The sequence below is a fragment of the Micromonospora terminaliae genome, from assembly GCF_009671205.1.
Classification (GTDB): Bacteria; Actinomycetota; Actinomycetes; order Mycobacteriales; family Micromonosporaceae; genus Micromonospora; species Micromonospora terminaliae.
Genome location: NZ_CP045309.1, coordinates 4,588,995 through 4,606,719 on the forward strand (window position 1 = coordinate 4,588,995; position 17,725 = coordinate 4,606,719).

At 73.7% G+C, this 17,725-nt stretch carries 18 protein-coding genes; 8 read left to right on the plus strand and 10 right to left on the minus strand.

Annotated elements, in window-relative coordinates; translation table 11 throughout:
- Positions 1 to 12 precede the first annotated feature (12 nt).
- Positions 13 to 1,026 carry a YlbL family protein gene (locus tag GCE86_RS20990; protein ID WP_167537060.1) on the minus strand — a complete coding sequence of 338 codons (1,014 nt, stop codon included), beginning with the start codon at positions 1,024 to 1,026 and terminating at the stop codon, positions 13 to 15.
- Between the two features lie 184 nt (positions 1,027 to 1,210).
- On the opposite strand from GCE86_RS20990, the gene GCE86_RS20995 reads away from it, so the two are divergent.
- A complete protein-coding gene (locus GCE86_RS20995) occupies positions 1,211 to 2,413 on the plus strand; it encodes a zinc-dependent metalloprotease (RefSeq protein WP_167537106.1) in 1,203 nt (400 codons plus the stop codon).
- A gap of 100 nt (positions 2,414 to 2,513) precedes the next feature.
- Here the strand turns inward: GCE86_RS20995 and GCE86_RS21000 are convergent, their stop codons facing one another.
- Entirely contained in the window at positions 2,514 to 3,116 is a 603-nt protein-coding gene (locus tag GCE86_RS21000; RefSeq protein ID WP_154228537.1) for a hypothetical protein, read from the minus strand.
- Positions 3,117 to 3,207: 91 nt separating this feature from the next.
- Positions 3,208 to 3,738: a M48 metallopeptidase family protein gene (locus GCE86_RS21005; protein ID WP_154228538.1), complete on the minus strand. Its 531-nt coding sequence runs from the start codon at positions 3,736 to 3,738 to the stop codon at positions 3,208 to 3,210.
- Positions 3,739 to 4,216: 478 nt separating this feature from the next.
- Here GCE86_RS21005 and GCE86_RS21010 point away from each other — a divergent pair, with 478 nt between their 5' ends.
- The 3 genes from GCE86_RS21010 to GCE86_RS21020 all read left to right on the plus strand — a co-directional run bounded on the left by GCE86_RS21010 (position 4,217) and on the right by GCE86_RS21020 (position 7,034).
- Positions 4,217 to 4,384 (plus strand): DUF5679 domain-containing protein, encoded by a 168-nt coding sequence (locus tag GCE86_RS21010; protein WP_012014940.1) that lies wholly within the window; start codon positions 4,217 to 4,219, stop codon positions 4,382 to 4,384.
- Between the two features lie 192 nt (positions 4,385 to 4,576).
- Complete coding sequence (locus GCE86_RS21015) at positions 4,577 to 5,677, plus strand: TOMM precursor leader peptide-binding protein (RefSeq protein ID WP_154230612.1); 1,101 nt, start codon at positions 4,577 to 4,579, stop codon at positions 5,675 to 5,677.
- A 10-nt stretch (positions 5,678 to 5,687) separates the two neighbouring features.
- Positions 5,688 to 7,034 (plus strand): ABC1 kinase family protein, encoded by a 1,347-nt coding sequence (locus tag GCE86_RS21020; RefSeq protein ID WP_154228540.1) that lies wholly within the window; start codon positions 5,688 to 5,690, stop codon positions 7,032 to 7,034.
- A 293-nt stretch (positions 7,035 to 7,327) separates the two neighbouring features.
- Here GCE86_RS21020 and GCE86_RS21025 read toward each other — a convergent pair whose 3' ends face one another.
- The 3 genes from GCE86_RS21025 to GCE86_RS21035 form a co-directional block, all read right to left on the minus strand.
- Positions 7,328 to 7,693 carry a WhiB family transcriptional regulator gene (locus GCE86_RS21025; protein WP_091262418.1) on the minus strand — a complete coding sequence of 122 codons (366 nt, stop codon included), beginning with the start codon at positions 7,691 to 7,693 and terminating at the stop codon, positions 7,328 to 7,330.
- 136 nt (positions 7,694 to 7,829) lie between these two features.
- Positions 7,830 to 8,084, minus strand: coding sequence for a hypothetical protein (locus GCE86_RS21030; protein WP_154228541.1), 255 nt, complete (start codon positions 8,082 to 8,084; stop codon positions 7,830 to 7,832).
- Between the two features lie 130 nt (positions 8,085 to 8,214).
- Positions 8,215 to 10,368 carry an ATP-dependent DNA helicase UvrD2 gene (locus GCE86_RS21035; protein WP_154228542.1) on the minus strand — a complete coding sequence of 718 codons (2,154 nt, stop codon included), beginning with the start codon at positions 10,366 to 10,368 and terminating at the stop codon, positions 8,215 to 8,217.
- A 91-nt stretch (positions 10,369 to 10,459) separates the two neighbouring features.
- Between GCE86_RS21035 and GCE86_RS21040 the strand changes: the two genes are divergently transcribed.
- Positions 10,460 to 10,702, plus strand: a complete 243-nt coding sequence (locus tag GCE86_RS21040; protein WP_091263090.1) for a mycoredoxin — start codon at positions 10,460 to 10,462, stop codon at positions 10,700 to 10,702.
- Between the two features lie 57 nt (positions 10,703 to 10,759).
- Here the strand turns inward: GCE86_RS21040 and GCE86_RS21045 are convergent, their stop codons facing one another.
- The gene (locus GCE86_RS21045; protein ID WP_154228543.1) at positions 10,760 to 12,025 is read right to left on the minus strand and encodes an MFS transporter; all 1,266 of its coding nucleotides are present in this window, start codon (positions 12,023 to 12,025) and stop codon (positions 10,760 to 10,762) included.
- 140 nt (positions 12,026 to 12,165) lie between these two features.
- Between GCE86_RS21045 and GCE86_RS21050 the strand changes: the two genes are divergently transcribed.
- From GCE86_RS21050 to GCE86_RS21060, 3 genes are all read left to right on the plus strand, one after another.
- Positions 12,166 to 13,146 carry a helix-turn-helix domain-containing protein gene (locus tag GCE86_RS21050; protein ID WP_154228544.1) on the plus strand — a complete coding sequence of 327 codons (981 nt, stop codon included), beginning with the start codon at positions 12,166 to 12,168 and terminating at the stop codon, positions 13,144 to 13,146.
- 70 nt (positions 13,147 to 13,216) lie between these two features.
- Entirely contained in the window at positions 13,217 to 13,447 is a 231-nt protein-coding gene (locus GCE86_RS21055; RefSeq protein ID WP_154228545.1) for a DUF397 domain-containing protein, read from the plus strand.
- Positions 13,448 to 13,656: 209 nt separating this feature from the next.
- Complete coding sequence (locus GCE86_RS21060) at positions 13,657 to 13,926, plus strand: hypothetical protein (RefSeq protein ID WP_154228546.1); 270 nt, start codon at positions 13,657 to 13,659, stop codon at positions 13,924 to 13,926.
- 166 nt (positions 13,927 to 14,092) lie between these two features.
- Here the strand turns inward: GCE86_RS21060 and nudC are convergent, their stop codons facing one another.
- From nudC to GCE86_RS21075, 3 genes are read right to left on the minus strand one after another with little or no spacing between them, the layout of a single operon-like run.
- Positions 14,093 to 15,040: an NAD(+) diphosphatase gene (gene nudC, locus GCE86_RS21065; protein ID WP_154228547.1), complete on the minus strand. Its 948-nt coding sequence runs from the start codon at positions 15,038 to 15,040 to the stop codon at positions 14,093 to 14,095.
- Positions 15,037 to 16,374 carry a M16 family metallopeptidase gene (locus GCE86_RS21070; RefSeq protein WP_154228548.1) on the minus strand — a complete coding sequence of 446 codons (1,338 nt, stop codon included), beginning with the start codon at positions 16,372 to 16,374 and terminating at the stop codon, positions 15,037 to 15,039. Before GCE86_RS21070 ends, nudC begins: the two co-directional genes overlap by 4 nt.
- Positions 16,371 to 17,681, minus strand: a complete 1,311-nt coding sequence (locus tag GCE86_RS21075; protein WP_154228549.1) for a M16 family metallopeptidase — start codon at positions 17,679 to 17,681, stop codon at positions 16,371 to 16,373. The genes GCE86_RS21070 and GCE86_RS21075 overlap by 4 nt, the downstream gene beginning before the upstream one ends.
- Between the last annotated feature and the right edge of the window lie 44 nt (positions 17,682 to 17,725).

Here is a 17,725-nt window from a genome sequence, read left to right on the forward strand (position 1 = left end):
GCCGGCCGGGGGTCAGCAGCGGGTCGGCTGCCCTCCCGCGCGGATCTTCTCCAGCGCCGTCAGCGCGTCGTCCAGCGACGCCACCTTGAGCAGCGGCAGGTCGGGCTGCGGGTTGCGGACCGCCTCGGCGCAGTTGTCGGCGGGCACCAGGAACACCTTCGCCCCGGCCTGCTTGGCGCCGACCAGCTTCTGGGCGATGCCGCCGATCGGGCCGACCCGGCCCTCGTCGTCGATGGTGCCGGTGCCGGCGATGACCTTCCCGCCGGTCAGGTCGGCCGGCTCCAGCTTGTCGACGATGCCCAGGGCGAACATGAGTCCGGCGCTGGGGCCGCCGATGTCGCCGAGGTCGATCTTCAGGGTGAACGGGTGCGGCTGCTGCTGGTCGATCTCGATGCCGATGCGGGGACGGCCGTCCTGCTCGCGACTGGTCACCGTGGCGGTGGCCGCCGCACCGGCCCGGGTGTAGCCGATCTTCAACTCGGTGCCGGCCGGCTTCGCCCGGATCAGCTCGGTGAGCCGGGCCGCGCTCGTCACCGGCTGGCCGTCGACCGAGGTGATCACGTCGTTGGGCTTGAGCACGTCGACCGACGGCCCGCCCGCGGTGACCGCCTTGACCAGCACCCGGATCGGGTAGCCCAGCTCGCGCAGGGCCGCCGTCTCGGCGCTGGTCTGCGAGTTCTGGAAGTCCTCGGCGTTGCGCTTCTCGACCTCCTCCTGCGACTCCCCCGGCGGGTAGACCAGCTCCCGTGGCACCACCGCCTCGTCCGAGGAGAACCAGCCGGCCAGGGCCGAGCGCAGCCGGACGGTGGGCTGCACACCCACCGTGGTCAGCCGGAGCTGCCCGGCCGAGGTGGACGTCGCCCGGCCGGTGACCTGGATGATCTCCTTGCCGTCCTCGCTGCCCAGCGTGTTGACCGTCGGGCCGGGACCGAGCACCACGTACGGGATCGGCACGCTCAGCACGCCGACGCTGAGCAGGGCGGTGAGCAGTGCACCGAGGAGTACGGTCACGCCGCGACGTCTCATGGGCCAGAGCGTACCGATCCGGCCCGGAACGTCCGGCGCGGTGACCACCGGACTTCGCCCTCAGCGCAACGCCGACGCGCGCGACCTGCGGCGCGGCGCGCGTACCGTAGAGGTCGTGCCTGATATTCCGTTCGGCTTCGCGCTCCCGGGTGGGCAACCACCAGACCCCAACGATCCCGCGCAGATGCAGCAGTTCATGTCGCAGTTGCAGCACCTGCTCTCGGCGCCGGGCAGCGGACCGGTCAACTGGGACCTCGCCCGGCAGGTCGCCGCGAGCCAGCTCGCCGCCGCCGGCGACCCGGCGGTCTCGCCGTTCGAACGCAACGCGGTGGAGGAGGCGCTGCGCATCGCCGACCTCTGGCTGGAGCCGGCCACCTCGTGGCCCACCGGCATCCGCACCTCGGTGGCCTGGAACCGCAACGAGTGGATCTTCAAGACCCTCGACGTGTGGCGCAAGCTCTGCGACCCGGTCGCCAGCCGGATGGTCGGCGCCATGGGCGACCTGGTGCCGCCGGAGGCCCGCGCCCAGCTCGGCCCGATGCAGTCGATGGTCGCCACGCTGGGCGGCGCCCTCTTCGGCGGCCAGCTCGGCCAGGCGCTCGGCTCACTCGCCGCCGAGGTGCTCTCCGCCGGCGACATCGGCCTGCCGCTCGGCCCCGCCGGCACCGCCGCGCTCGTCCCCGCGAACATCCGGGCGTACGGCGAGGGCCTCGAACTGCCCGAGGACGAGGTCCGCCTCTACGTGGCCCTGCGCGAGGCCGCCCACCAGCGGCTCTTTCAGCACGTCCCGTGGCTGCGCGGGCACGTGCTCACCGCGGTCGAGAACTACGCCGCGGGCATCCGGGTCAACCGGGAGGCGATCGAGGAGGCGATGGGCCGGGTCGACCCGACCGACCCGGAGTCGATGCAGGCGATCGCCCTGGAGGGCATCTTCACCCCCGAGGACACCCCGGCGCAGAAGGCGTCGCTGGCCCGGCTGGAGACCGTCCTCGCCCTGGTCGAGGGCTGGGTGTGCCACGTGGTCGACAGCGCGGCGGGCGACCGGCTGCCGAACGTGGTCCGCCTCGGCGAGGCGTTCCGCCGTCGCCGGGCCGCCGGCGGTCCGGCCGAGCAGACCTTCGCCGCCCTGGTGGGCCTGGAGCTGCGGCCGCGCCGGCTGCGCGAGGCGACCGTGCTCTGGTCGGCGCTCACCGAGCACCGCGGGATCGCCGGCCGGGACGCCGTCTGGGGCCACCCCGACCTGCTCCCGTCGGACGAGGACTTCGCCAACCCGGAGGCGTTCGCCGCGACCACCAGCGACCTGGACGAGGAGCTGGCGAACTTCGACTTCACCGCACCCGGGGCGCCGGAGGAGCAGGCCCCGGGCGAGGACGACGACAAGTCCTGACGCCGCACGTCCGCCGGGGCCCGCACGAGCAGTCGTGCGGGCCCCGGCGCAGCTCTGGGCGCTCATCGGTTGGGCGGCCCTGCGCGGCTCGGGGTGCTCGTCAGCCGGGTTGACCGGAGAGCAGCGCCCGGGTGGCCTCCCAGCCCTCGAAGGCCGGGTCGAGGGTGGCCAGGTCGGCTGCCCCGCGCAGCCTCCGCCAGCCGGCGGTGACCGCCACGTCCCCGGGGCGCGGGGCGGCGGCACGCACCTCGGCCGGCGCCGCGGTGTCCAGGTCGAGTGCCGGCAACCACTCCGGTACGGGCAGCCGGGCGGCCACCCCGAGCAGTCCCGCCCCGTTGCCTTCGACGGGTGCGACGGCGACCGGGCGGCTGGTCAGCGGCCGGAGCAGCTTGCCGAGGGTCAGCCCCGGCACGTCCGGCGCGTCGGCCACCACGACGGCCGCCTGGTCGTACCCGGTCAGCGCCGCGAACACCGCGGTGGCGGTGGGTTCGGGGACCTCGTACACGGCGGTCCCGGGCCAGACCACCGCGTCGGCCAGCCAGCGGTCCGCCGGTGTCACGGCCACCGCGGTCTCCACCTCGTTGAGTGTGGCCAGCAGGTCCACCACGTCCTCGGCGAGCGCGCTGCGCCACCGCACCGGATCGATCCCCGGCGGCGTCCACCCGACCGGGCCGAGCAACGCCACCACCACACGTCGAGCCACCCGACGACCCTAACCCCGCCACCCACCGCCGCCCCGGCCGGCACAGCAGCGCCGTGGCCACCCGTCAGAGGGCGCGGAGGGGCGCGACGGGTCAGTCGGTCAGGGGGACGCCGGTGGTTGCCGCTACGCCTTCCAGGTAGCCGCGGGCGCGCTCGCTCTTCGGGTAGCGGGCGACCAGGGCCCAGAAGGCGGCGTTGTGGCTGGGTACGATGAGGTGCGCCAGCTCGTGCAGCAGCACGTAGTCGATCACCCAGTCGGGCATGTCCTGGATGCGGTGGGAGATCCGGATGGTGCGGTCGGCGGGGGTGCAGGAACCCCAGCGGCCGTTCTGGTTGGTCACCCAGCGGACACTCGCCGGAATGGCGGCCGCCCCGTGCTCGGAAAGGTAGAGGCTGATCAGTCGGGTGGCCCGGGCCAGCAGCTCGGCGTCCGAGCGGGCGAGCCGGCCCTCGCGGGCGGCGAGCCGGGCCAGCATCCGGTCGACCCACTCGCTCTCCTCGGCGCGGGAGAACTGGTCGGGGATGAGCACCACGACGCGTTCCCCGTCGCGGTACGCGGACACCGTGCGCCGCCGGCGCTGGCTGCGCCGTACTTCGACGACGGGCTTCCGCGTCCCGGCCATCACTGGTCCGCGCAGCCTCGGATGACTGTCACGAGGGAAAGCTAATGCGTACTGACCAGGGGTCCGCAAGAGTCAACACGACGACACGCGCCCGGAAAATGGTGGTTGGTCGTCAGGAGTCCTGAAAAATTTCTTTGGCGCGGCAGTTGACCATCACCTGCGGGCCGCTGTCAACGTTAGGTGATCTACGGAAGAGCTGTCGCGGTGGGGCTGCCCCGAAGGGGGATCTGTGGGCATTCACCCGGCGTGTCCCCGCGAAACTGACTTATCCGACGTAACGCGGCATGCACACTCTCGACGTCGACTTACTCACAGAGTCGACGCACAGCTGACATGGAACCGCCCAGACCTGGGTAGGGTCCGCCAACCAGCGGTCATGTGAGTGATCGCGGAGAACCCCCCGGCGCCGGCGCCACGCGTGGCCCGCCGCAGGGAAACCCGCCGGAGGCGTCCGGTGGACGAGACGAGGAGGGCTACCGTGGCCGACCAGGCCCAGACCTACAACGGTTACTGCGTGAAGTGCAAGGAGAAGCGGGACTTCGAGGGCCGCGTGGAGGTCTCGAAGACCGGCATGAACATGGCCAAGGGCAAGTGCCCGGTGTGCGGCACAACAGTGAACCGCATCCTGGGCAAGGCCAAGGTCTGACCCGCCCGGGTCGTACGGGGGAGGGGTGGCGGCTGCCGCCCCTCCCCCGTCGCGTACCCGACAGTGGCTACCGGAGGGTTGTGGACAACCCGGGTTTTCCTGTGGACAACCCTGGCCAGGGCCCGGCGCACCTGTGGACAACGATCGACGGAGAGCGCAGACACGGTCACGATTCGTGGTGTGACCGACCCGATGCCCCTCGCCCGTCCGACGCTCCTGCCCGGCCTGACCCGGCTCTGGCGGGACCGGCACACCCTCCAGCTCGGGGTGGAACCCGGCCGGGCCGTGCTGCTGGAGGTGACCAGCCCGGGCGCCGCCCGCCTGCTCGACCTGCTCGACGGCACCCGCAGCGAGCGGGCCGTGCTCGCCGCCGCCGCCGACGCACGGGTCCCGCCGGCCGAGGCCCGGATGCTGCTCGACACACTCCGCTCGGCCGCGCTGGTCGTACCCGCGCAGAGCCTGCTCCCCCGCGACCTCACCGGGCCGGTCCGGGCCCGGCTCGCCGGGGAGGCCGACGCCCTGGCCCTGGCCGCGCCCGCCCTGCCCGGCACGCCGGCCCGGCTGCTGCGCCGCCGGCGCGCGGCGCGCGTCCTGGTCACGGGGGCCGGGCGCCTCGGCGCGGCGATCGCCGTCGCGCTGGCGCAGGCCGGGGTCGGGCACGTCGTACCCGATCTGGCCGGCCCGGTCCGCCCGGGTGACCTGGTGGGGACCGGCGTCACCGGCGCGGAGCTGGGCCGTCCCCTGGCGCCGGCGGTGCGTGCGGCGCTGGCCCGGTGCGCGCCCGGCACGACGACCACGCCGATCCGGCCCGGCCGGGCGGACCTGGTGGTCCAGCTCGGCGCGGACCGCCCGGCGGCCCTGCTCGCCACCGGGTACGCGCGCCGCCGCCAGCCGCACCTGCTGGTCGACCTGCGCGGCGGCGTGCCGGTGGTCGGCCCGCTGGTCCGCCCGCCGGTGGGTCCCTGCCTGCACTGCCTCGACCTGCACCGGACCGACCGGGACCCGGACTGGCCGGCACTCGCCGCCCAGCTCGCGTCCGGCGACGGCGACCGGGCCTGCGCGGCGGCCACCCGGCTGGCCGCGGCGGCCTACGCGACGGCCGAGGCGTTGACCCACCTCGACGGGGGCACTCCGGAAACCCTGGGCTGCGCGGTCGAAATCGGGCAGCCCGGGCGGTTCCGGCACCGCCGGTGGCCACCGCACCCCTCCTGCGGGTGCTCGGGGCGTCGCCCGATCCGGTCTGGCGCATCCGCTCCCGGCCGCACAGCAGCAGCGGGCCCGTCGCGTCGGTAACAATGACCGGGTGACCGACATCCCGCGCCGGGCCGTGTCCCGGACCGCCAAGCTCGCCGCTCTGCCGCTCGGTTTCGCCGGTCGGACCGTCCTCGGCATGGGCAAGCGGGTCACCGGCCTCGCGTCCGACGTCATCTCCGCCGAGATCCAGCAGCGCACCGCCGAGCAGCTGTTCAGCGTGCTCGGGCAGCTCAAGGGCGGGGCCATGAAGTTCGGGCAGGCCCTGTCGGTCTTCGAAGCGGCGCTGCCCGACGAGATCGCGGCGCCCTACCGGCAGGCGCTCACCAAGCTCCAGGAGGCCGCCCCGCCGCTGCCCGCGGCGACCGTGCACAAGGTGCTCGCCGAGCAGCTCGGGCCGGACTGGCGGGATCGGTTCGTGGAGTTCAACGACACCCCGGCCGCCGCGGCCAGCATCGGCCAGGTGCACCGCGCGATCTGGCGCGACCCGGGCTACGGGCCGAACGGCGGCCCGCGCCACCGGGACGTGGCCGTGAAGATCCAGTACCCGGGGGCCGGGGACGCCCTGCTCGCCGACCTGAAGCAGCTCTCCCGGCTGGGCGGCATGTTCCGCGCGATCCAGCCGGGGCTGGACGTCAAGCCGCTCCTCGTCGAGCTGCGTGAGCGGATCACCGAGGAGCTGGACTACGAGCTGGAGGCCGAGTCGCAGCGCGCCTTCGCGGCCGCGTACGCCGACGACCCGGACATCTACATCCCCGAGGTGCTCGACGCCGCGCCCCGGGTGCTGATCACCGAGTGGGTCGAGGGCACCCCGCTGTCACAGATCATCCGCGAGGGCACCGAGGAGCAGCGCGACGAGGCCGGGCGACTGATGGCCGAGCTGCACCTCTCCGCGCCGATGCGGGCCGGGCTGCTGCACGCCGACCCGCACCCGGGCAACTTCCGGCTGCTCCCCGACGGCCGGCTCGGCGTGATCGACTTCGGCGCGGTGGCCCGGATGCCGGAGGGCACCCCCGAGCCGATCGGCCGGATCGCCGCGCTGGCGCTGCGGGACGACGCGGACGCAGTGGTCGCCGGGCTGCGGGACGAGGGTTTCGTGAGCCCCACCGAGCCGATCGACGCCGAGGGGGTGCTGGACTTCCTCCGACCGATGCTGGAGCCGATCGCCGCGGACGAGTTCCGGTTCACCCGGGCCTGGCTGCGTGCCCAGGCGGCCCGGCTGGCCAGCCCCCGCTCCCCCACCTACCAGCTCAGCCGCCAGCTCAACCTGCCCCCGTCGTACCTGATGATCCACCGGGTGACGCTGGGCTCGATCGGGGTGCTCTGCCAGCTGGAGGCGAAGGCGCCCTACCGGGCGATCCTGGAACGCTGGCTGCCCGGCTTCGCCCCGGTGGGCTGACCGATCCACGCCGAAGGGGCGGTGACCGTACGGTCACCGCCCCTTCCGGGTGTAGGGATCTAGAGAACGCCCAGGTCGCGGGCCGACTGGCTGCGGCCACGCATGGCGACGGTACGGGCGGAGTTGGTTGCCTCAGTGCTCGTGGTGGTGCCGGCCTGAGGCCGGCGCATTCGAGCCCGGGACAACGCTTCGTGGAGTAGTTGCATCTCGGTTCCATTCGGCAGGTGCAGCATCGGTTTCGGCTTTCTCGCGGCCGGTGGGTTCACCGGCGGGGACGTTGGAACGGGGTTGTGTCAGGCTGCCAGCCGGACGGAGCTACGCGACTCGGACAGCCCACTGGCCGCCAGTCGCGCCTCCGCCTCGACCCGGAGCTGGGCGTCACGGGCGAGGTCCTCCTTGCGCGGACGGCCACGGGGCCGCTTGCGCGGGACGACCGCGCCACGCTCGAAGATCTCGCCGCCCCAGACGCCCCAGGGCTCGGCCCGCTCCACCGCGCCGGCGAGGCACTCGACGCGCAGCGGGCAGTCCCCGCAGAGCGACTTGGCCAGCTCGAGCTCGGCAGGCGAGTCGGAGAACCACAGGTCGGGGTCGAACTTCCGGCAGGGCAGGTTCGCCTCCACCTCGACGCTCACGTCGAGCGGGGCCAACGCCAGACTCATCCTCCGGTCACCTCTCTCTCACTTCGATCTCGTGGATCGCATTTCTGACGGCACTACGGCGGTGCAAAAAAAACTGAGGCCGCGGATCCCGGTGTGCGGGTTCCGCGGCCTCGAGGTGAGCCGGTGGTCTGGTGGATCAGACCGGTCTACCTCGAGGTGGAACGCCGCGGACATCCGTGCGCTTCTTGACGTCACCGATGCCCATGCCCGCGAAGCCACTGGTCCCCTCGATCTCCGCCAGCGGCGCGACGGTCAGGTTCAGCTCGGCCTGAACCTGGGCCTGGTGCACCTGCGGAGCCGACGGTCGAGCGGCAAGGGCCACCCGGACGGACGACAGCGGAGCGACGGCAGCTGGCATCGCCGCCGGACGCTCATAGGTGAAGATCTCCACGGGTGCCACCTCCTCGTCTCTCCTCGTGCCGACCATGGACTCAACCCCCGTGAGCAGCCAGAATGGCGCCGCTCGCGAGGTGTGCCATGAGGCTATTCCTCGCCGCAGGGCGAGGGCAAACGATTTACGGCTAGATTTCGAAACTTTTCTGCGGGCAGACCTCGTCCACCCCCGCACCGGCCACCAGGGCCAGCACCGTATCGCCGTAAAGGCCCAGTTTGCGGGGGCCGATTCCGGCGATCGCGACCAGCTCCTCGGTGCGGCCGGGCTTCCGCTCGGCCAGCGCGGTGAGCGTGGCGTCGGTGAACACCACGTACGCCGGCACCTTCTGCGCCCCGGCCACGCGCTGCCGCCACTCGCGCAACCGCTCGTACAGCTCCTCGTCCAGGTCGGACGGACAGGTCGGGCAGCGGCCCAGCTTCCGGTCCGCACCGGCCAGCAGGGTGGCGCCGCAGATCCGGCAGGAGACGACCTGGGTGCGGCGCCGCTCGGTGCGCCGGGCCGCGCCCGCGCCGGCCCGCTCGCCGCCGCCGGAGCGGTCCAGCTGCGGCAGGAAGCGGGACGGCCGCCGGGCCCGGCCGCCGGGCGAGCGGGCCGCCGCGTACGACAGCCAGAGCCACTCCCGCGCCCGGGTGATTCCCACGTAGAGCAGCCGCCGCTCCTCCTCGACCTGCTCGGGGGTCTTCGCGTACGTGGTGGGCAGCGTGCCCTCGGCCAGCCCGACCAGGAAGACGGCGTCCCACTCCAGGCCCTTGGCCGAGTGCAGCGAGGCCAGCGTCACCCCCTCCACGGTGGGCACGTGCTGCTGTGCGGCCCGCCGGGCCAGCTCCTCGTTGAAGTCGCCCAGGGTGACGGGGCGCTCGATGGCGGCGGCCTCGCCGATCGGCACCACCTCGGGCGTCGCCGCGTACTCCTCGGCGAGCTGGACCAGGGCGGCGAGCGCCTCCCACCGCTCGCGTGCCGCACCACCGGCCGGGGGCGCGTCGGGCGCCCAGCCGACCGCGGCCAGTCCCTCCACCACGGCGGCCGGCAGCGGGGTCTCCCCCGGGATGGACCGCGTGGCGGCGCGCAGCGCGACCATCGCCTGCCGCACCTCGGGGCGCTCGAAGAAGCGTTCCGCCCCCTGCACGACGTACGGGACGCCGGCCTCGGTGAGCGCCTTCTCGTACGCCTCGGACTGCGCGTTGGTGCGGAACAGCACGGCGATCTCCCGGGCCGGGGTGCCGCCGTCGACCAGCGCCCGGCAGCGGGCGGCGACCGCGTTGGCCTCGGCCGGCTCGTCGGTGAAGATCCGCAACTCGGGCTCGGGGCCCGGCGGGCGCTGGCCGTGCAGCTCCAGCCGCAGCCGGGCCTCGGCGCCCCGCGCCTGGGAGATCACCGCGTTGGCCAGCCCCACCACCTGCGGGGTGGACCGGTAGTCGCGGACCAGCCGGACCACCGTGGCGTTGCGGTGGCGGCGCGGGAAGTCGACCAGGTAGGACGAGGTGGCCCCGGTGAACGAGTAGATGGTCTGGCTGGCGTCGCCGACCACGGTGAGGTCGTCCCGGCCACCGAGCCAGGCGTCCAGCAGCCGCTGCTGGAGCGGGTTGACGTCCTGGTACTCGTCGACCACGAAGTGCCGGTACTGGCCGCGGACCTGTTCAGCGACGTCGGCGTGCTCCTCGATCCCCCAGACCGCGGCGCGCAGCATGTCCTCGAAGTCGATCACCCCGTTGCCGCGCTTGAGCCGCTCGTACGCGGCGAAGACCTCGGCCACCTTCGCCGGCTCGTGTGGGGTCTCGCGTAGCGCCTTGGCCGCGGCCACCACGTACTCACCCGGCTCGACCAGCGACGACTTGGCCCACTCGATCTCCCCGGCCAGGTCCCGGGCGGCGGCCCGGTCGGCCCGCAGGCCCACCTTGGCGGCGGCCAGGGTGACCACCCGGACCTTGCTGTCCAGCAGCTCCGGCATGGCCCGGCCCTCCAGCAGCCGGGGCGCGAAGTAGCGGACCTGGCGCAGCGCCGCGGCATGGAAGGTGCGCGCCTGCACACCGCCCACGCCCAGCCCGGCGAGGCGGGCTCGCATCTCGGCGGCGGCGCGGGCCGTGAAGGTGACCGCCAGCACATGCCGGGCGGAGATGTCGCCGGTGAGCGCGCGGTGCGCGATCCGGGAGGTCACGGCCCGGGTCTTGCCGGTCCCGGCGCCGGCCAGGATGCAGACCGGACCGGCCGGGGCGGTCACCGCGGACCGCTGCTCCGGGTCGAGGCCGGCCAGCACCCGTTCCGCCGCTGAGTGAACCACCACAGCCAGGAATCATTCCAGCCTCCGGCGATGTTGCAGCGACTAGCCTGGCCTGACCGGACCGGGCTCGAGTCACCCCTTGGAGGACCTGACCATGTTGACGATGTATTCCACCTCGTGGTGCGGCTACTGCCACCGGCTGAAGTCGCAGCTCGACCGGGAGGGCATCGGGTACGAGGTGGTCGACATCGAGCAGGACACGAAGGCCGCCGAGTTCGTGATGAGCGTCAACGGCGGCAACCAGACCGTCCCGACCCTGCGGTTCGACGACGGCAGCGCCCTGACCAACCCCTCGATCGTCCAGGTCAAGCAGCACCTGGCCAGCCTCGCCGGCTGACCCGGCCCGCGCTGCGACCAGCGGCCGCCCCGTTCCGGGGGCGGCCGCTGTCGTGTCTCAGGGCGTCCGGCGCCGGCGCGTCGCCGCCAGCACCTCGTGGTCGAGCGGGCGGCGCGGAGCCGGCACGTGGACCAGGACGGACCGGGGCGCGGTGAGCCGGCGGCCGCGCCAGAGGTAGAGGCCGGCGGCCGTGGTGGTCACCCCGACCAGGGCGAAGAGCAGGCGGTAGTCGAACACACCGACGAACAGCGCGCCGGACCCGATGGAGACCGCCTGCGGGCCGCTGACCAGCGCCTCGGAGGCGGCCGCGACCCGGCCCAGCAGCCCCGGCGGGGTCCGCCGCTGGATCAGCGTGTTCAGCCCGACCATGGTCAGCGGCAGGGAGAGCCCGGCCAGCAGCAGCGCCACCACGCCGAGCCAGAGCCGGGGGTACGCGAGCGCCAGCGCGGCCGGCCCGAAGAAGGTCACCCCGGCGGCCAGGGCGCCCACCTCGCCGGCGCGGCGCACCACGGCGGCCGAGACGAGCCCACCGACCAGCCCGCCGATCCCCTGCACGGTGACGAGCACACCGACGAACGCGGCGTCGCGGCCCAGCCCCAGGTCGACGTACGCGAAGATCAGCGACTCGGTGAAGCCCATCATGAGCGAGCCCAGCCCGTACCCGAGCAGGGCCCGGCGCAGCGCGGGGTCGCCGGCCAGGTGGCGGAGGCCGGCGCCCAGCCCGGCCGGCCAGCGGCGCGCGGGCCGGACCGGCGTGGCTTCGGTGACCCGGAGCACGCCGACCACCGCGGCGGCGGTGAGGAAGCCGGACATGGCCAGGGCGACCAGCAGCCAGCCGCCGACCGCGGCGTAGAGCCCGGCCCCGGCCAGCGGGCCGACCAGCCGCAACCCCTGCCGGACGGTCTGCAGCACCCCGTTGGCGTCGGCCAGCAGGTCGCTCGGCACCAGGTGCCGGATGAGCCCGCTGAGCACCGCGCTCAACGCGATGTACGACAGCCCGTAGAGCGCGGCCACCACGTAGATCATCCAGACGTCGGCGCGGTCGTGGACGGCGAAGAGCGGGCAGAGCAGCACGGCCGTGCCGAGGTTGGCGGTCACGAAGAACGGCCGGCGGCGGACCCGGTCGACCACCCAGCCGACCAGCGGGGCGAGCGCCATGGGCGCGATGACGGCGAAGATGGTCGCCCCGGCCATGCCGTCGGACCCGGTGAGGTCCTTGACCCAGACGGCCAGGGCCAGCAGCAGGATCGACTCGGCCGCCATGCTCGCCAGCAGCGCGACGAAGAGCAGGCGGAAGTCGGGGCGGCGCAGGACGGTGCGCATCGGTTTCCTCCCGTTTTTGTCGCGTGACACGCCCCCGCCGGACCCTCCGACACCGGTCGCGCCGTCCATACTGACCGTGGGGGGCGAATTTCATACAGTTACCGTCGCGTCCTGCGACGGTCCACGGGAAAGAGGACACCGTGCCTCCTGCCGCACCAGGCCCGATCCTGCGCCGTCGCAGGCTCGGCACCGAGCTGCGCCGACTGCGCGAACAGGCCGGCCTCACCGGCGACCAGGTCATCGAGCGGATCGGCTGGGCCTCCGCGTCCAAGCTGTCGCGTCTGGAGAACGGCCGCAGCCGGCCCGACCCCGACGACGTGGGTGTCCTGCTGACCCTCTACGGCGCCGAGGCCGAGCTCCGCGAGGAGCTGCTGGGGATCACCCAGGAGGCCGGCGACATGCGCGGCTGGCTGCGCAACTTCCCGGTGATGACCCAGCAGCAGCGCGGGTTCGCCGAGCTGGAGGCGGGCTGTGCGGAGATCTCGGAGTACAACCCGGTGCTGGTGCCCGGGCTGTTGCAGACCCCGGGCTACGCCCGGCACCGGATCATGTCCGCGGCTCAGGTCGCCGAGGAGGCCGGCGACCTGGAGATCGAGGACCCGGAGACCGAGGTACGCGCCCGGCAGGCCCGCCAGTCGCTGCTGACCCGCTCCCCGGACGCGCCGCGCTACACGGCGGTGCTGGAGGAGGCCGCGCTCGGGCACCGGGCGGGCCCGCCCGAGGTGCTGCACGAGCAGATCGTCCACCTCTGCGAGCTGGCCCTGCTGCCGAACGTGACCCTGCGCCTGTTGCTGCGCGACACCCGGGTCGGCGACTGGTACCTCCCACCGACCGCCTTCTCGGTCTACCGGTTCGCCGACCCGCTCGATCCGGAGACGTTGGCCATCGAAGGTGGGTTCACCGACGTCATGTCGACCGAGGCAAACACCCTAAATCGCTATAAAGTGGTGTTCGAGTGGCTATGCTCGGCGGCGCTCTCCGCATCGGACACCCTCTCCTGGCTGATCGAGGCGACGGGACGGCTGACCGGCACGGCAGCCGAGTCCACAGTGGCGTTCGGGCCGGCAACGGCGCCGACCCAGCGCCGCCGCGACTCGGGGCGCCTGACGACGGACCGGTGATCCACGGGGAGGAGTCCGGCCTGCGGCGTCACTCGTCCCCATCGGAGCACTCCAGACCAGGAGCAGAACCATGAACGAGATCCGCAACAGCTCGTCCGGGCAGCTCGCCGGCCTCGCCTGGCGCAAGAGCACCCGCAGCCAGACCTCGAACTGCGTGGAGGTCGCGCCACTGCGCACCGGACCCGGGGCCGTGGCGCTGCGGGACAGCAAGGACCCGCGCGGGCCGGTGCTGTTGTTCAACCGGGCCGGCTGGCTCGGCTTCATCGCCGGGGCGAAGAACGGCCAGTTCGACCTGAACTGATCCGGCGAGGTGCGGGGGGCCGTCGGCGTGCTGCCGGCGGCCCCTTGCGCGTCCATCCCGACAGGTGCGCTGAGCTGGGGTCACCCGATCGGTCGATGCCGCGAGCGATAGGCGGGTTTCACTTGCTGGGACGCCACGCGGGCGTAACATGACGCAAGAGTGACGTGGAAGTTGCAGCCTGCATCCGTCCGTCCGCACCGGGGGACACCATGCGGTTCCTGATCGTCCGCACCGAGATCCGTGCCGCCGCCGAGAGCGACATCGCCGCCGCGTGGGCCGGTGGCGGTCGGCTGCGGGACGAGACCAGCCTCCCGGAATCCCGCCGCCAGGTCGTCCACGCCGAGGACCGGGACGCCGCGCTGCTGCTCGCCCGCGCGCTGTCCACCGTGGGTGCCGTCCGGGCCGGCCGGCACCGCGTCAAGGTGCTGCCCATCGAGGACCTGGCGCCGGAGCACCCGTACCACTGGGGTGGCAGTTGACCCACTGACGTCCGTCGTGACTGGACCGGCTCCCCCGCCGCGTTCCACGCCTTCCCCGGTCACGACGGCCCGTGTTCCCGGCCCGCGACCGCCGCGGCAACGACGGTCCGGGCCGGGACCGCGTCCAGCCCGCGCCCCCAGCCGCCTGCGCGGCCCACCCGGGTGATCAGCAGTGGCCGTCGAGCCAGCGGTGGACCAGGAAGAGGGCGATCGACGACGGCGGCGGGAGCAGCAGGCGGTCGCCGCCGTCGACCCGGACCGGCTGGCCGCCCAGCGCGGCCCCGATCTCCCGCCGGGTGAACCAGCGGGCGTGGGCGATCTCGGCCGGGTCCAGCCGGATCGGCGCGTCGGCGTCGGCGCGGGCCAGGAAGCCCAGCATCAGCGAACCGGGGAACGGCCAGGACTGGCTGCCCGCGTACCCGATCTCCTCGACCTCGACGCCGACCTCCTCGCGGACCTCCCGCAGCACGGCGGCCTCGGCCGACTCCCCCGGCTCGACGTAGCCGGCCAGGCAGGAGTAGCGGCGCTCGCCCGGGGTGCTCGGCCAGGTGGCGTTGTTGCCCAGCAGGCAGCGCCCGTCCGGGCCGTCCACGCCGTCGTGCACCAGCACGATCATGGCCGGATCGGTACGCGGCCAGATCCGCCCGCCGTTCGCGTCGACGCGCGACCAGCCGGCCTCGTCCACCTGGGTCGCCTGCCCGTTCGACGAGGAGAAACCGTGCCGGACGTGCCAGTTGAGCAGCGCCAGCGCCGTGGTGAAGATCCCGGCGTCGCGGTCGGTCAACAGGTGGCCGACCTCGCGCAGGCTGACCCGCCGGGTGCCGGCCAGCTCGGGCAGCGGCCCGTCCACCGCGAAGACCGGCACGCCGTCCGAGTCGACGCCCAGGAACATCGGCACCGACCGGGGCACCTCGGGCAGCTCGCCGGCGCCGACCAGCACCAGCTCCGGCGGGGCCGCCTCGCCCCGGACCAGCGCGCGACCGTCGTCGGTCGAGTCCAGCACGAGCACCCGCGCCAGCTCCCATGCCTCGGCGAGCCAGCCCGGGTCGGTACGCCGGTGGGCCGCCCGGTCGAGCGTGGTCCGGGCCAGCGGTGGGGCGGGCTCGCCGGTCATGTGGACTCCGTGCGAACGGGAGTGAGCGTGGCGAGACTGTCGGCCACCCGCTCGGCGTCGCCGAGCACCACGGTGACCGCCAGCGCGGGCGCGAGATAGCGGGCCGCCGCCGCGGCAACGTCGTCCACGGTCGCCGCGGCCAGCCGGGCGGCGTGCTCGGCCAGGAAGTCGAGGCGTAGCCCGTTGCCGGCGTACGCGCTGGTCAGCGACGCCAGCCCGGCCTGGGTGGACGCGCCGAGCTGGAGCGTGCCGAGGGCGTACTGGCGGGCCTGCTCCAGCTCGTCCGGCTTGGGCGGCAGGGCGGCCAGCCGGCCCAGCTCGTACATGGTCTCCAGCAGGGCGGGCGCGGTCACCTCGGTGGCCACCTCGGCGGCGGCCACCAGCACCGACCCGGCCACCGAGTGCTCGACCAGCGAGTGCGGCCCGTACGTGTAGCCCTTGTCCTCGCGGATGTTCTCCACCCAGCGGGAGGAGAAGTAGCCGCCGAAGACCAGGTTGGCGAGTTGCAGCGCGGCGTGGTCGGGGTGTGTGCGGGGCACCGCGGGCAACGCGATCCGCAGCGACGACTGCACCGAGCCGGGGCGGTCGACAAGCAGCAGCGGCCCGGGCTCCAGCGGCGGCGCGGGCGGCAGCTCGGCGGGCTGCCCCTCCCCCGTCCAGCCGGAGAGCGCCCGCTCGGCGGCGTCCAGGGCCCGCTCGGGCTGTACGTCGCCGACCAGGACCAGCACCGCGCCGGCCGGGTGCACCCGCTCGGCGTGCAGCCGGCGCAGCACCGGCGGCTTCACGGCGCGCACCTGGTCGGGCTCGGGGGTCTGGACGGCGTACGGGTGCCGGCCGTAGATCCGCTTGAGCAGCGCGGTGCGGGCCAGGTGGGCGGGCTGGCTCTGGGCCACCTGGATCCGGTCGACCAGCCGGTCCCGCTCGGTCTCCACCCAGTCGGCCGGGTAGGTGGCCCCGGTGAGCACGTCGGCGAGCAGCTCCAGCATCCGGTCGAGGCCGGTGACCAGGCCCGCGCCGGAGAGCATGAGCCGGTCCGGGTCGATGCCGGCGGAGAGCCCGCCGCCGACCTTCTGCAACTCGGCGGCGAGCTGGGTCGCCGTGTGCGTCTCGGTGCCCGAGAGCAGGGTCTGCGCGAGCATCCCGCCGCGGGCCAGGTGGGTACGCCCGAACGGCATCCAGAGCCGCAGCTCCACGAGCGGGATCGCGCTGCGGCGCACCGCGATCACGGTGAGGCCGTTGCCGAGCGTGCGCTCGGCCTGCTTGGGCAGCTTGAGCCTGCGGTTGGGACCGAGCGCCGGCAGCGGCCGGGTGCCCGTCTCGACGGTTGCACTCATCGCGCACCTCCGGCGATGACCTCGATGGACGCGCGGCGCTCGGGCCGCAGGGTGGCGGCGGCGGCGCGGACCTGCTCGTCGGTCACCTCGCCGACCAGTCTGGGCAGCTCGTTGAGCAGGCCCGGCTCGCCGCGCTGTTGTTCCAGGACGGCCATCCGCAGCGCCCGGCCGAGCACCGCGTCGGTGTCCCGCAGCAGGTGGGTGGCCATCCGGGCCTGGGTCCGGGCCAGCTCCCCCTCGGTCAGCCCGTCGGTGGCCAGCCGGTCCAGTTCCTCGTCGACGGTGCGCAGCACCTTGTCGACGTCGCCACCGGGCGGCAGGTGCGCCTGCAGCAGCAGCGCCGTGGGGTCGCGCACGTCGAACGGGTCGCCCATGAAGCCGAGGTAGCCGCCGAGGCTGGTGACCGAGCGGTCCCGCTGGACGAGCCGCTCGACCAGCCGGGAGGCGTCGCCGTCGGTGAGCACCTCGGCCAGCACCACGTAGGGCAGGTAGCCGGCGAAGTCGGTCACCGGGTCGGGCACCCGCCAGGCCCCGGCCACCGCCGGCAGCGGGGCCAGCTGATCGGTGTACGAGGTGCGCCGCTCCGCGGTGAGGTCGGGCTCGGCGAAGTCGGGGCGGTCCGGGGCGGGCCGGGCCGGCACGTCGCCGAAGTGCCGCTCGATCAGCGCGGTCGCCTCGGCCACGTCGACGTCCCCGCTGACCGCCAGGACCGCGTTGCCACTGGCGTAGTAGCGGCGGAAGAAGTCGGCCGCGTCGCCGACGGTGGCCGACTCCAGGTCGTCGAAGGAGCCGTAGCCGTCGTGGGCGTTGGGGAAGGTGTCGAACATGACCGGCGGCAGGGTGAGCCAGGGGAACCCGCCGTACGGCCGGTTGAGCACGTTGACCCGGATCTCCTCCTTGACCACGTCGACCTGGTTGCGCAGGTTCTCCTCGGTCAGCCGGGGGCCGCGCATCCGGTCGGCCTCCAGGAAGAGCGCCCGCTCCAGCGCGTTGCTGGGCAGGGTCTCGTAGTAGTCGGTGTAGTCCAGGTGGGTGGAGCCGTTGAAGGTGCCGCCGGCGCCCTGGACGTGCCGGAAGTGGGCCAGCTTCTCGAGGTTCTCCGAACCCTGGAACATCAGGTGCTCGAAGAGGTGGGCGAAGCCGGTGCGGCCCTCGGGCTCGGAGCGGATGCCGACGTCGTAGACCACCGCCACCCCGATGACCGGGGCGCTGCGGTCGGGGGTGAGCACCACCCGCAGGCCGTTGTCGAGGGTGAACCGCTCGACCGGGTATTTCGTCGCTGGAATTCTCGCTCTCCGCGTCGGCACGTGATCGACCCTAACGCGTCCGCAGCGCGCGCACCGGCGGTGTG